Below are 13,255 nucleotides of genomic sequence, written 5' to 3' on the forward strand. Positions count from 1 at the left end.
ACAGTTGATGACGTATTTTGCGTCAGGAGGAAAATACACAATGAATAAAATTCTGTTAGTTGACGACGACCGCGAGCTAACCTCGCTGTTAAAAGAACTGCTTGAAATGGAAGGCTTTACCATCGTCGTGGCCTACGATGGTGAACAGGCGTTGTCGCTTCTGGACAGCTCCATCGATCTGCTGTTGCTCGATATCATGATGCCGAAGAAAAACGGTATCGATACCTTAAAAGAACTGCGTCAGCACCACCAGACGCCGGTCATTATGCTGACCGCACGCGGCAGTGAACTCGACCGCGTGTTGGGCCTGGAACTGGGTGCCGATGACTACTTGCCAAAACCATTTAACGATCGTGAACTGGTGGCGCGTATTCGTGCGATTCTGCGCCGTTCCAACTGGAGCGAACAGCAGCAAAACGTGGATACCGGCGCACCCACGCTGGACGTTGACGGTTTGCAGCTCAACCCGGGCCGCCAGGAAGCCAGTTTCGACGGCCAAACGCTGGATCTCACCGGCACCGAATTTACCCTGCTGTACCTGCTGGCGCAGCATCTCGGCCAGGTGGTTTCACGTGAACTGCTGAGCCAGGAAGTGCTGGGCAAACGCCTGACACCGTTCGATCGCGCCATCGACATGCATATCTCCAACCTGCGACGTAAACTGCCGAACCGCAAAGACGGCCATCCGTGGTTCAAAACGTTGCGTGGGCGGGGTTACTTAATGGTATCTGCGACATGATCAACAGTTTGACGGCACGCATCTTCGCCATTTTCTGGTTCACATTAGCCCTGGTGCTGATGCTGGTGTTGATGGTGCCCAAGCTCGACTCCCGCCAAATGACCTCGCTGCTGGACAGCGAGCAGCGGCAGGGGCTGATGCTGGAGCAACATGTCGAGGCCGAGTTGCAAAACGATCCGGCCAACGACCTGATGTGGTGGCGGCGCTTATTCCGCGCCATCGAAAAATGGGCCCCACCGGGGCAGCGGCTGCTCCTGGTCACCAGCGAAGGCCGGGTGATTGGCAACATGCAGCGCAACGAAATGCAGTTGGTGCGTAATTTTATCGGCCAATCTGATAATTCCGACCACCCGAAGAAGAAAAAATACGGCCGTGTCGAACTGGTCGGCCCATTCTCGGTACGTGATGGTGAAGACAACTACCAGTTGTACCTGATCCGTCCCGCCAATAGCCCACAATCCGACTTCATCAACCTGATGTTCGACCGGCCGCTGCTGCTGCTGATCGTCACCATGTTGATCAGCGCCCCATTACTGCTGTGGCTGGCCTGGAGCCTGGCAAAACCGGCACGTAAACTGAAAAACGCGGCCGATGACGTAGCTCGCGGCAACCTGAAACAACATCCGGAGCTCGAAGCCGGGCCGCAAGAGTTTCTGGCTACCGGTGCCAGTTTCAACCAAATGGTCAGCTCGCTGGAACGCATGATGACCGCTCAGCAACGGCTGATCTCCGACATCTCGCATGAACTGCGCACCCCGCTGACCCGTCTGCAGTTGGCGACCGCGTTAATGCGCCGTCGCCACGGTGAAGGGCGTGAACTGGCGCGTATCGAGACCGAAGCGCAGCGCCTGGACTCGATGATCAACGATCTGCTGGTATTGTCACGCGGACAGCAGAAAAGCGAGTTAGTACGTGAACGGCTACTGGCTAATGAACTGTGGGCCAATGTGCTGGATGACGCGGGCTTCGAAGCCGAACAAATGGGCAAACAACTGGAGGTTACCTCCCCTCCGGGTCCATGGACGCTGTTCGGCAACGCCGGCGCATTGGACAGCGCGCTGGAAAATATCGTACGTAACGCCCTGCGCTATTCGAACACACGTATCGCCGTGGCATTCAGCGCCGACAATCAGGGCATCACCATTGTGGTCGACGATGATGGCCCCGGCGTCAGTGCGGAAGATCGCGAACAAATTTTCCGACCGTTTTATCGCACCGACGAAGCGCGCGATCGCGCCTCCGGTGGCACCGGTTTGGGCCTGGCAATCGTAGAGGCGGCGGTCAACCAGCACCGCGGCTGGGTGAAAGCGGAAGACAGCCCGCTCGGTGGTTTGCGTCTGGTGTTGTGGTTACCCTTGCATCAGCGCTGATCGCCTAAGACAGGCCGGTAAGATTTTGCTATTCTGCGCCCCTCGTCATGAGGGGCTTTTTACATGCTGAACATTGTTTTATTCGAACCCGAAATTCCACCCAATACCGGCAATATCATCCGCCTGTGCGCCAATACCGGTTTTCAACTGCACCTGATAGAACCTATGGGTTTCCCGTGGGATGACAAACGCCTGCGCCGCGCCGGGCTGGATTATCATGAATTCGCCAGTATCCAACGACACGCCGATTACGCCGCCTTTATCGCCAGCGAAAATCCGCAGCGGCTGTTTGCCCTGACCACCAAAGGCACCCCGGCACACAGTGCAGTCAGCTATCAGGCCGGCGACTACCTGTTGTTCGGTCCCGAAACCCGCGGGCTGCCAGCCGAGATCCTCGAAGCCCTGCCTGCGCAGCAGAAAATTCGCATCCCGATGCAGGCACAAAGCCGCAGCATGAACCTGTCTAATGCCGTAGCCGTGGTGGTGTATGAAGCCTGGCGGCAGCTGGACTACGCGGGTGCCCTGATCAAGCCCTGACCAAGAACAGCACAGGTAAAAACAAGCCGCACATCACGATCCTGATAAGTCGCTCTGAAACATGGCACGCCCGGCGCTGAAAACATTCGCTGTAGCAGAAGATAATGAGCTATGTTTTGTAAGGGTTATCGGCACTCATCATAGGAAATCGTATGAAAAAACAACGCTTGAGCGTTGCCATAGCGGTACTGGCAGCTGGCCTGTTGCTGGCGGGTTGTGCATCCAAAGTAACAAAAACAGAGCAGTACTCAGGCTTCCTGCCGGACTACAGCAAACTGCAGGAAACCAGCTCACCAAGCGGACATACAACGCTGCGTTGGATCGATCCTAACTTTAAAGAATCCAACTACCGGGGTGTATATGTTGCCCCGGTAGTCTATTACCCGGTGGCGAAACCTACCGCGCGCGTCAGCCAGCAGACACTGGACAAAATTAGAAACTACACCGACCAAAGTATGAGAAAAGCGATAGCCGAGCGCACAACCGTACTTAAGAGCCCAACGGGTTCTCGCGTATTGCTGGCCAAGGTGGCGATCACCGCCGTATCCGCCGAAGATGAAGACATGAAATTCTATGAGGTGGTGCCGGTTGCCGCTGTGGTGGCCAGTACGATGGCCGCGACGGGCCACCGGACGCAAAACACCACCCTGTTCCTGGAAGCGCAATTGATTGATCAAGACACCGGCAAGACAGTGCTTGAGGTTGTTCGCAAGAGCTACGGTGAAACCGTCAGCAACGACAGCGCACCGGTAACGGAAGCACAAGTCAAAGCGGCAATCGATCAAATGGTCGCTGATACCGTAGCGTTCCCGAAACAAGGTTAACTCCGCGCCAGAAAGCATCAGGGGAGCCGAAGCTCCCCTGATTGTATTCTTTAACAACCCGCCAGCTTAAATACCGTCGCCGTACTCAAAGCCGTGGTTGGTGCCGTTAAAGTACTGATCCATATCCATCGATGGCGTATCGCTTTCCGGTCGACCGACAATACGCGCAGGCACCCCGGCAGCCGTGGTATGTGGCGGCACCGATTGCAGCACCACCGAGCCGGCACCAATTTTCGCGCCTTTACCCACTTCGATATTGCCGAGAATCTTAGCCCCGGCGCCAATCATTACACCCTCGCGGATCTTCGGATGACGATCGCCGCTGGTCTTGCCGGTACCACCAAGAGTGACCGACTGCAGAATAGATACGTTGTTTTCGACCACCGCGGTTTCACCGATCACAATGCCGGTCGCATGGTCAAGCATGATGCCGCAACCGATGGTCGCCGCCGGATGGATATCTACGCCGAAGGCGACCGAAATCTGGTTCTGCAGATAAATTGCCAACGCCTGCCGCCCCTGCAGCCACAACCAGTGGCCAATACGGTAAGCCTGCAGGGCGTGGAAGCCTTTCAGGTACAGCAGCGGCGTTGAGTACTTGTCTACTGCCGGGTCGCGCAGGCGCACCGCCAGGATGTCCTGTGCCGCTGAAGCGATCATTTGCTGATCGGCCAGGTAGGCATCCTCCACCACTTCACGCACCGCAATGGCGGGCATAATCGGGTTAGCCAACTTGTTTGCCAGAATATAGCTGAGCGCACCACCCAGGTTGTCGTGCTTGAGCAACGTCGCATGATAAAAGCTAGCCAGCATCGGTTCACACTCAGCCAGCTCTCTCGCCTCTGATTTGATGCTATTCCAGACCTGCTCTAACTCTTCTGACGACATCAGGTTCCTCTCCGCCTTGCAAAACAGGCCGCCTCACCGCATTGCGATCAGGCAGCCCAATTCATAGGTTATGCGCTGTGTTTTTCGTCTTTTCTGGTGCGCCCTAGCAGGCTCAGCGCAGCTTCCCGGGCATTTTTATGGCAATACAGCACCTGGTAAATCTGTTCGGTAATCGGCATTTCCACACCGTAGCGTTGCGCTAATGCCAAAACTTCTTTGGTATTGCGATAGCCCTCGACCACCTGACCGATGCTGTCCTGCGCTTCTTGCACGCCTTTACCTTGCCCCAGCATAATACCGAAACGGCGGTTGCGCGATTGATTATCGGTGCAGGTTAATACCAGATCGCCCAACCCGGCCATGCCCATGAAGGTCGATGGGTCCGCACCCAGCGCAGAGCCGAGGCGGGTCATTTCCGTCAGGCCACGGGTAATCAGTGCAGTACGCGCATTGGCACCAAAACCGATACCGTCTGACATCCCGGCACCGATGGCAATCACGTTCTTCACCGCCCCGCCCAGCTGCACGCCGATAAAATCGGGGTTACTGTAAACCCGGAAACTTTTGCCGCAGTGCAGCAACTGCTGCAGGTCTTCGGCGAACTGCGCATCGGTAGAAGCCAGCGCAATCGCGGTTGGCAGCCCGGCGGCCAGCTCTTTGGCAAACGTCGGTCCAGAGACCACCGCCAGCGGAATAGCCTCGCCCAGCGCTTCACGCGCCACGTCCTGCAACAGCCTGCCAGTTTCCGCTTCCAGCCCTTTGGTCGCCCACACAATGCGGGCATCCGGGCGCAGATGCGGTTTCAACTGACGCAGCACATCGCCGAACACATGGCTTGGTACCACCACCAGCACATCGCGGCTGGCAGCCAGCGCGCGCGCCAGATCGGCTTCAAGCAACAGCGTATCGGGGAAAGCTACGTCAGGAAGAAATGCCTGGTTGCAGCGGTCGTGCTGCATCTTTTGGATCTGCTCGGGGTTATGGCCCCACAGCACCACGGAGTGGCCATTACGCGCCAGCGTAATGGCTAATGCGGTGCCGTACGAGCCGGCACCGATTACGGTCATTGAAGCATTGACGGTGTTCATCAGGCATCCTGATGTGGTGCGGCACCTTCGCCTTCGGACTGCTGCTGCAGATAGTTCATGAACAGCGCGTCAAAGTTAACCGGTGCCAGGTTCAACTGCGGGAATGTACCGCGAGAAACCAGGCTGGTGATGCACTCACGCGCATACGGGAACAGAATGTTCGGGCAGTATGCACCCAGGCAATGCGCCAGCTGCGTGCCGTCGATGCCCGCTACGGAGAAGATACCCGCCTGCTGCACTTCACACAGGAACGCAGTTTCTTCGCCCAGGGACGCAGTCACGGTTACGCGCAGTACAACTTCATACACTTCGTCAGCCAGCTGGCTGGAAGCGGTATCTAGATCCAGTTTAACTTCTGGCTGCCATTCCTGCTGGAAAACCTGCGGAGCCTTTGGTGCTTCGAAGGAGATATCCTTGGTATAAATACGCTGGATCTGGAAAGCCATCTCGGTGCTGTTTTGTTCTGACATGTGTGTAATACCCTTGGTTAAACGTCCTTATTGACACTCAGTAACCGGCAGTCGCCCGCTTAAAGCAGCGGATCCAGACCACCACGAGCATCGAGTTCATATAAATCATCACAGCCGCCAATGTGTTGGCCGTCGATGAAAATCTGAGGCACGGTGGTGCGCCCACTGCGCGCAATCATCGCTTCGCGTTTTTCATTATCACCATCAATGGCGATTTCGTTAAACGCAGCGCCCTTGCTGTTCAGCAGCGCCTTGGCGCGATGGCAGAACGGGCAGGTCGCTTTGGTGTAGATATCAATGTTAGCCATGGATTACCACCTCAAATACGTTAAAGAATTACTTACCGCGTACTAGCGGCAGGTTTTCCCCGCTCCAGCCGGCAATACCGTCTTTCAGCGTAACTACGTTTTCAAAACCGGCTTTGCTCAGATTATCTGCCGGCTCGCGAGAAGTGGTGCCGTTGGCACAAACCACGATGATCGGCTGAGCCTTGTGTTTTTCCAACTCGCCCAGACTGCCGCTTTTGATTTCGCTGGCGGTCAGGTTGATGGCGTTGGCCAGGTGGCCTCGGCGGAAATCATCACGGCTGCGGGTATCAACCACAACGGCATCTTCTTTATTAATCAGGCGGGTGGCTTCACCACGGGTGATCTCTTTCACCTTGGAGAAACTGCTCTTGAACGTCATGACGATCACCGCAACCAGCAGGGCGATCCAGGCCAGGCTCAGTATGGGATGCTTGCTAACGAATTGCATAATTTCTTGCAGCATGGGGTGTAACAACTCCCGTCAGTTAAGGGAAAAAATAACTCAAGGTTCCAGAGTATACCTGCCGAGTGCAGCAAATACAGCCAATAAGCAAGCGCTATTGCAGAAACTGCGGGCTACGCTGAGAAATTCGCGGTGCCACAGCATAAAAGCCGGCCTTGTTCACCGCAACTTTGATCTCTCTGGGCTCTTTTTAACCGGCCACGTTGTAAAATCAGACGGTTTTGAGAGTGAATAGCCATTAGCCTGACCATGGACCAATGGCTATTCACAACTTATAAAGTTCATAACGAGGTTAACGCAATGTCGAGTAACAAAAAGCCGATGGTACTGGTGATCCTGGACGGTTACGGCCACCGCGAGGAACAACAGGACAACGCCATTCTGAACGCCAAAACGCCGGTGATGGACCGCCTGTGGCAACAGCAGCCACATACGCTGATCGCCGCGTCCGGGCTGGATGTCGGCCTGCCTGACGGCCAGATGGGCAACTCGGAAGTCGGCCACGTCAACCTGGGTGCCGGGCGCATCGTTTATCAAGACCTGACGCGACTGGATAAAGAAATCAAAGAAGGCGATTTCTTCGCCAACCCAACGCTGACGGCGGCGGTCGACAAGGCTGTTCAGGCGGGTAAAGCAGTGCATATCATGGGCCTGCTGTCGCCGGGCGGCGTGCACAGCCACGAAGATCACATTCTGGCGATGATTGAGCTGGCTTCACAGCGCGGTGCCAAAGCCGTTTACCTGCACGCGTTCCTGGATGGTCGCGATACTCCACCCCGCAGCGCAGAAAAATCGCTGCAACATTTCATCGACGCCTTTGCCAAACTGGGCACCGGGCGCATCGCATCGCTGATTGGCCGTTATTACGCCATGGACCGCGACAACCGTTGGGACCGCGTGCAACTGGCCTACGATCTGCTGACCCAGGCCAAGGGTGACTTCGTGGCCGATAACGCCGTTACCGCCTTGCAGGCCGCCTACGAGCGCGGTGAAAACGACGAGTTCGTCAAGCCGACCGTGCTGCAAGCCGCCGGTGAAGCCTCTGCCGAGCTGCATGACGGCGACGCGTTGATTTTCATGAATTTCCGTGCTGACCGTGCACGCCAGATCGTCCGCTCCTTCGTCAATGCTGATTTCGACGGTTTCCCACGCGCCAAAGTCATCCATTTTGGTGATTTCGTGATGCTGACCGAGTATGCCGCCGACATCAAAGCTCCTTGCGCCTATCCGCCGGCGTCGTTGAGCAATACCTTCGGCGAATGGTTGATGAAACACGACAAGACCCAGCTGCGCATCTCGGAAACCGAAAAATACGCCCACGTCACCTTCTTCTATAACGGCGGTGTTGAAGAACCGTTCACCGGCGAAGATCGCGTGCTGGTCAACTCACCGAAGGTCGCTACCTACGATCTGCAGCCGGAAATGAGCGCCGCCGAACTGACCGATAAGCTGCTGACCGCCATTGGCAGCGGCAAGTACGACGCCATTATCTGCAACTACCCGAATGGCGACATGGTAGGTCACACCGGCGTTTACGACGCGGCGGTAAAAGCGGTAGAAACACTGGATAACTGTATCGCCCAGGTGGTCGAGGCGGTCAAGGCCGCCGACGGACAGTTGCTGATCACTGCCGACCACGGCAACGCTGAACAAATGCGCGATCCGGCCACCGGCCAGGCGCATACCGCTCACACCAGCCTGCCAGTCCCGCTGATTTATATCGGCAAGCCTGCCAGCGCAGTCAATGGCGGCAAGCTTTCGGACATCGCGCCGACCATGCTGACGCTGATGGGAATGGAAATCCCGCAAGAGATGACTGGTAAGCCGCTGTTCATCGTGGAATAATCCTTCTCCATGAGGGAAAAGGCGTTTTTTGCACTATCAAGGGTAACCCGAAGCGCAAACACAGGCAGCCAGCCGCTGCCTGAACGCACCGCGCCAAGGAAGTTGACCACCATGTGCGCCAGCGTATTTTACGCTGGCGTCTTGTTGTTGCCGTTAGCCAGCCAGGCGGCGGAAGACAACAAATCCCAGCTCAAAGACATCCAGCAGAGCATCGCCGAGAAAGAAAAGGCGGTTAAACAGCAGCAGCAACAGCGCAGCTCACTGCAGGACCAGCTCAGGCAGCAAGAAAAAACCATCGCGCAAGCCAGTCGCCTGCTGCGTGACACCCAGGGCACATTGAGCCAGTTGGGGAAAGACATCTCCGGCCTGAATGCCTCAATCGCCAAGCTGCAAAAGCAGCAATCTACCCAGCAAGAAATCCTAGCCAAACAATTGGATGCCGCCTTCCGGCAGGGCCAGCACAGTGCCGTACAGTTGGTGCTCAGTGGTGAAGAAAGCCAGCGCAGCGAGCGCATTTTGGCTTACTTCGGCTATCTGAACGAAGCGCGCCAGCAAACGATTGAAGAGCTGAAACAAACCCGCGCCGAACTGGCGAAGCAAAAAACCACGCTGGTCGCCAAGCAAGGCCAACAGAAATCGCTGCTCGGCGAACAGCAGACACAGCAACAGAAGCTGGAGCAGGCACGCGGTGCACGTAAGAAAACGCTGACCGCACTGGAAGCCTCGCTGGAAAAAGACCAGCAGCGTCTGGTAGAACTGCGCCAGAACGAAACCCGCATGCGCGACAAGATCGCCCGGGCCGAGCGTGAAGCCCGCGCCCGCGCGGAACGCGAAGCCCGTGAAGCCGCCAAGGTGCGCGAGCAGGTTCGCGTCAAAGAACAGCAGGCGAAGAAAACCGGCACCAGTTATAAGCCAAGCGAAGCCGACCGCTCGCTGATGGCCCGTACCGGTGGCCTCGGCCGACCGAATGGGCAGGCAATATGGCCGGTGCGCGGCCGCACTCTGCATGGTTTTGGCGAACAGCTGCAAGGCGAGTTACGCTGGAAAGGCATGGTGATCTCGGCCTCCGAAGGCAGCGAAGTGAAAGCCATCGCCGATGGCCGTGTATTGCTGGCCGACTGGCTGCAGGGCTATGGTCTGGTTGTCGTCATCGAACACGGTAAGGGTGACATGAGCCTGTATGGCTATAACCAAAGTGCGTTGGTCAACGTCGGGGCGCAGGTACGCGCCGGTCAGCCAATCGCCTTGGTGGGTACCAGCGGGGGCCAGGGAACGCCGTCGCTCTATTTCGAAATTCGTCGCCAGGGTCAGGCCGTTAACCCACTACCGTGGTTGGGAAGATAGATTTGCGCTATATCAAAATCCGCACTGCCGTATTGATTGGCTGTCTGCTGCAAGTTTGCGCCGCACAGGCAGGAAAACTCTCCATCGTTATTGATGACGTCGGCTACCGGCCGCATGAAGAAGGCGCCGTGCTGCAGATGCCGACGGCGATTTCCGTTGCCGTACTGCCCAATGCTCCTCATGCCCATTTAATGGCCACCCGCGCCCACAGTCAGGGTCGCGAAGTGCTGATCCACATGCCAATGGCACCGCTCAGCAAGCAACCGCTGGAGCGTGATACGCTGCAGCCTTCGATGAGCAGCGAAGAGATCCAGCGCATTATCCGCAATGCGGTCAATAATGTGCCCTACGCGGTGGGTATGAATAACCATATGGGCAGCGCCATGACTTCCAGCCTGCCAGCCATGCAGAAAGTGATGCAGGCACTCGACAGCTACCAGCTCTATTTCCTCGACAGTATGACCATCGGCAACAGCCAGGCCACCCGCGCGGCAGCCGGCACGCACGTGAAGGTGATCAAACGTAAGGTGTTCCTGGACGATACCGCCAACGAAGCCGATATTCGCCGCCAGTTCAACCGCGCGGTCGAGTTGGCACGACGTAATGGTTCAGCCATAGCCATTGGTCACCCGCGCCCGGCGACGGTAAGAGTGTTACAGCAAATGCTGCCGACGCTGCCGGCCGATATTGTGCTGGTGAAACCGAGCTCACTGCTGAATGAGCCGCAGGGCAGCAGCAGCGGTGGCAATTACGTCCCACCACCGGTCAAGCCAACGAAACCACAGCCGAAGAACCCGTTCACCGGCGGTATCAAACAGTGTAAGGTCAAGTTGCCGAAGGAAAAAGTCAACGCCAGCAAGGCGATAGGCGTGATCGGCGAAAGCGTGACGCAGTCGCCAGCCGTCACCTTTATCAAACGCCAGTGGCAACGCTGGACAGACTCAACACCAGACAAACCCAAAGCATAAAAAAAGGGCCGGAATTCCGGCCCTTTTTACACCTAAGCAGCAACTTAAAACTAATCCCAGCTCAGAATCACTTTACCGGACTGGCCGGAACGCATGGCGTCAAAGCCCTGCTGGAACTGGTCAACGGAGAAACGGTGGGTGATGATAGGTGTCAGATCCAGACCCGACTGGATCAGCGCAGCCATCTTGTACCAGGTCTCAAACATCTCGCGGCCGTAAATCCCTTTGATAAACAGTCCTTTGAATATCACCTGATTCCAGTCGATCGACATATCCGACGGCGGAATACCCAACATGGCAATGCGTCCGCCGTGGTTCATCGCGTTGAGCAACGAACGGAACGCCGGTGGCGCACCGGACATTTCCAGCCCGACGTCAAAGCCTTCGGTCATGCCCAGTTCGGCCATCACGTCAGTCAGATTCTCTTTGCTGACGTTTACCGCACGGGTCACGCCCATTTTGCGCGCCAGATCCAAACGGTATTCGTTAACGTCAGTGATCACCACATGGCGAGCGCCTACGTGCTTACACACTGCCGCCGCCATGATGCCGATCGGCCCGGCACCGGAAACCAGCACGTCTTCGCCAACCAGATCAAACGACAGCGCGGTGTGCACCGCATTGCCGAACGGGTCGAAGATAGATGCCAGCTCATCGGAAATGTTATCCGGGATCTTGAAGGCGTTAAACGCCGGGATCACCAGATATTCAGCAAAGGAGCCTGGACGGTTCACGCCCACGCCGGTGGTGTTACGGCACAGGTGCGTACGGCCACCACGGCAGTTACGGCAATGGCCGCAGGTAATATGGCCTTCACCGGAAACGCGGTCGCCCACGCTGAAGCCTTTGACTTCCTGACCGATGGCAACCACTTCACCGACATATTCATGGCCGACCACCATAGGGACCGGAATGGTTTTCTGTGACCATTCATCCCAGTTATAGATATGAACATCGGTACCGCAGATCGCAGTTTTACGGATTTTAATCATGATGTCGTTATGGCCCAGCTCCGGCTGAGGCACATCGGTCATCCAAATCCCTTCTTCCGCTTTCAGTTTTGACAATGCTTTCATGGTTTTACCTTATGCAATAACGCCAAGATCTTTACCGATACGAATGAACGCAGCAATTGCACGTTCAATTTGCTCCGGGGTGTGATCGGCGGACATCTGGGTGCGGATGCGCGCCTGGCCTTTCGGCACCACCGGATAGAAGAAACCTGTCACATAGATGCCTTCCTTGAGCAACGCATTGGCGAAATCCTGCGCCAGTTTTGCTTCACCCAACATCACGGGGATGATGGCGTGATCGGCCCCGGCCAGCTCAAAGCCCGCCGCGGTCATTTTTTCACGGAACAGACTCGCATTGGCCCACAGGCGATCGCGCAGCGCGTCCCCCTGCTCCAGCAGTTCCAAGACTTTAATCGAAGCGGCGACAATAGCTGGCGCCAGTGAGTTGGAGAACAGATAAGGGCGCGAACGCTGGCGCAGCCACTCCACCACTTCTTTTTTTGCTGCGGTATAACCGCCGGAAGCCCCACCCAGCGCCTTGCCCAGGGTACCGGTAATGATGTCGACGCGGCCCATCACTTCGCAATATTCGTGGGTACCACGCCCATTAGCGCCGACAAAACCCACCGCATGGGAATCATCCACCATCACCAGCGCCTGATATTGGTCAGCCAGGTCGCACACCCCTTTCAGGTTGGCAATCACGCCGTCCATTGAGAATACGCCGTCGGTGGCGATCATAATGTGGCGCGCGCCGTCGGCCTTGGCCTGCTCCAGCTGTGCAGCCAGTTCGGTCATGTTGTTGTTGGCATAGCGATAACGTTTCGCCTTGCACAGACGAACGCCGTCAATGATAGAAGCATGGTTCAACGCATCGGAGATAATCGCGTCTTCCGGGCCCAGCAGGGTTTCGAATAACCCGCCGTTAGCGTCGAAGCAGGAGGAGTAAAGGATGGCGTCTTCCATCCCCAGGAAATCGGCCAGCTTTTGTTCCAACTGTTTATGGCTGTCCTGGGTGCCGCAGATAAAGCGCACCGACGCCATACCGAAACCATGGCTGTCCATACCGGCCTTGGCCGCTGCGATCATCGCCGGGTGGTTAGCCAGACCAAGATAGTTGTTGGCACAGAAGTTGATCACATGGCGACCATCAGCAACGGCAATATCTGCCTGCTGAGCGCTGATAATGATGCGTTCTTCTTTGAACAACCCTTCACTACGGGTGGTCTCAAGTTGTTGTTCCAACTGCTGATAAAAAGACGCGGACATTCGGTTATCTCCAGGATTGGTCTGTTTTCAACATATTTTACTGATTTGTAACCAAACTGACGAGAATCTGCGGGAGAGAATATGAAAATTGCAGCAGATATCACGGCAAAGTGCTGCGGAGCTCGACAT

The 13,255-nt window shown here is 56.3% G+C and carries 14 protein-coding genes; 7 read left to right on the forward strand and 7 right to left on the reverse strand.

All coding sequences use genetic code 11. The annotated features are described in order from the left end of the window. Positions 1–40: 40 nt before the first annotated feature. From cpxR to BEI65_RS14190, 4 genes are all read left to right on the forward strand, one after another. A complete protein-coding gene (gene cpxR / locus BEI65_RS14175; protein ID WP_004953234.1) occupies positions 41–739 on the forward strand; it encodes an envelope stress response regulator transcription factor CpxR in 699 nt (232 codons plus the stop codon). Further along, positions 736–2,109 (forward strand): envelope stress sensor histidine kinase CpxA, encoded by a 1,374-nt coding sequence (gene cpxA, locus BEI65_RS14180; protein ID WP_099063886.1) that lies wholly within the window; start codon positions 736–738, stop codon positions 2,107–2,109. Before cpxR ends, cpxA begins: the two co-directional genes overlap by 4 nt. 63 nt (positions 2,110–2,172) lie before the next feature. Continuing rightward, on the forward strand, positions 2,173–2,646 hold the full coding sequence (gene trmL / locus BEI65_RS14185; protein WP_085120033.1) for a tRNA (uridine(34)/cytosine(34)/5-carboxymethylaminomethyluridine(34)-2'-O)-methyltransferase TrmL: 474 nt from the start codon (positions 2,173–2,175) through the stop codon (positions 2,644–2,646). Positions 2,647–2,798: 152 nt separating this feature from the next. Beyond that, positions 2,799–3,470: a DUF3313 domain-containing protein gene (locus BEI65_RS14190; RefSeq protein ID WP_099063887.1), complete on the forward strand. Its 672-nt coding sequence runs from the start codon at positions 2,799–2,801 to the stop codon at positions 3,468–3,470. Positions 3,471–3,536: 66 nt separating this feature from the next. Here the strand turns inward: BEI65_RS14190 and cysE are convergent, their stop codons facing one another. The 5 genes from cysE to BEI65_RS14215 all read right to left on the reverse strand — a co-directional run bounded on the left by cysE (position 3,537) and on the right by BEI65_RS14215 (position 6,687). Beyond that, positions 3,537–4,358 carry a serine O-acetyltransferase gene (gene cysE, locus BEI65_RS14195; RefSeq protein ID WP_099063888.1) on the reverse strand — a complete coding sequence of 274 codons (822 nt, stop codon included), beginning with the start codon at positions 4,356–4,358 and terminating at the stop codon, positions 3,537–3,539. A gap of 68 nt (positions 4,359–4,426) precedes the next feature. Beyond that, positions 4,427–5,446: an NAD(P)H-dependent glycerol-3-phosphate dehydrogenase gene (gpsA, locus tag BEI65_RS14200; RefSeq protein ID WP_099063889.1), complete on the reverse strand. Its 1,020-nt coding sequence runs from the start codon at positions 5,444–5,446 to the stop codon at positions 4,427–4,429. After that, positions 5,446–5,916, reverse strand: a complete 471-nt coding sequence (gene secB, locus BEI65_RS14205; RefSeq protein WP_012147489.1) for a protein-export chaperone SecB — start codon at positions 5,914–5,916, stop codon at positions 5,446–5,448. Before secB ends, gpsA begins: the two co-directional genes overlap by 1 nt. Before the next feature lie 59 nt (positions 5,917–5,975). After that, a complete protein-coding gene (grxC, locus tag BEI65_RS14210) occupies positions 5,976–6,224 on the reverse strand; it encodes a glutaredoxin 3 (protein ID WP_012147490.1) in 249 nt (82 codons plus the stop codon). Positions 6,225–6,252: 28 nt separating this feature from the next. Continuing rightward, positions 6,253–6,687: a rhodanese-like domain-containing protein gene (locus BEI65_RS14215; RefSeq protein WP_085120037.1), complete on the reverse strand. Its 435-nt coding sequence runs from the start codon at positions 6,685–6,687 to the stop codon at positions 6,253–6,255. Between the two features lie 300 nt (positions 6,688–6,987). On the opposite strand from BEI65_RS14215, the gene gpmM reads away from it, so the two are divergent. From gpmM to BEI65_RS14230, 3 genes are read left to right on the forward strand one after another with little or no spacing between them, the layout of a single operon-like run. Then, entirely contained in the window at positions 6,988–8,532 is a 1,545-nt protein-coding gene (gene gpmM, locus BEI65_RS14220; RefSeq protein WP_099063890.1) for a 2,3-bisphosphoglycerate-independent phosphoglycerate mutase, read from the forward strand. A 9-nt stretch (positions 8,533–8,541) separates the two neighbouring features. Continuing rightward, positions 8,542–9,876, forward strand: a complete 1,335-nt coding sequence (envC, locus tag BEI65_RS14225; protein WP_099063891.1) for a murein hydrolase activator EnvC — start codon at positions 8,542–8,544, stop codon at positions 9,874–9,876. A 2-nt stretch (positions 9,877–9,878) separates the two neighbouring features. Continuing rightward, positions 9,879–10,844 (forward strand): divergent polysaccharide deacetylase family protein, encoded by a 966-nt coding sequence (locus tag BEI65_RS14230; RefSeq protein WP_099063892.1) that lies wholly within the window; start codon positions 9,879–9,881, stop codon positions 10,842–10,844. Positions 10,845–10,894: 50 nt separating this feature from the next. On the opposite strand, the gene tdh is transcribed toward BEI65_RS14230, so the two are convergent. Next, the gene (tdh, locus tag BEI65_RS14235; protein ID WP_099063893.1) at positions 10,895–11,920 is read right to left on the reverse strand and encodes an L-threonine 3-dehydrogenase; all 1,026 of its coding nucleotides are present in this window, start codon (positions 11,918–11,920) and stop codon (positions 10,895–10,897) included. A 9-nt stretch (positions 11,921–11,929) separates the two neighbouring features. Next, entirely contained in the window at positions 11,930–13,126 is a 1,197-nt protein-coding gene (gene kbl / locus BEI65_RS14240; protein WP_099063894.1) for a glycine C-acetyltransferase, read from the reverse strand. Positions 13,127–13,255 lie beyond the last annotated feature (129 nt).

The sequence above is a fragment of the Serratia sp. BW106 genome (assembly GCF_002607755.1).
GTDB classification, from domain to species: Bacteria; Pseudomonadota; Gammaproteobacteria; order Enterobacterales; family Enterobacteriaceae; genus Serratia; species Serratia proteamaculans.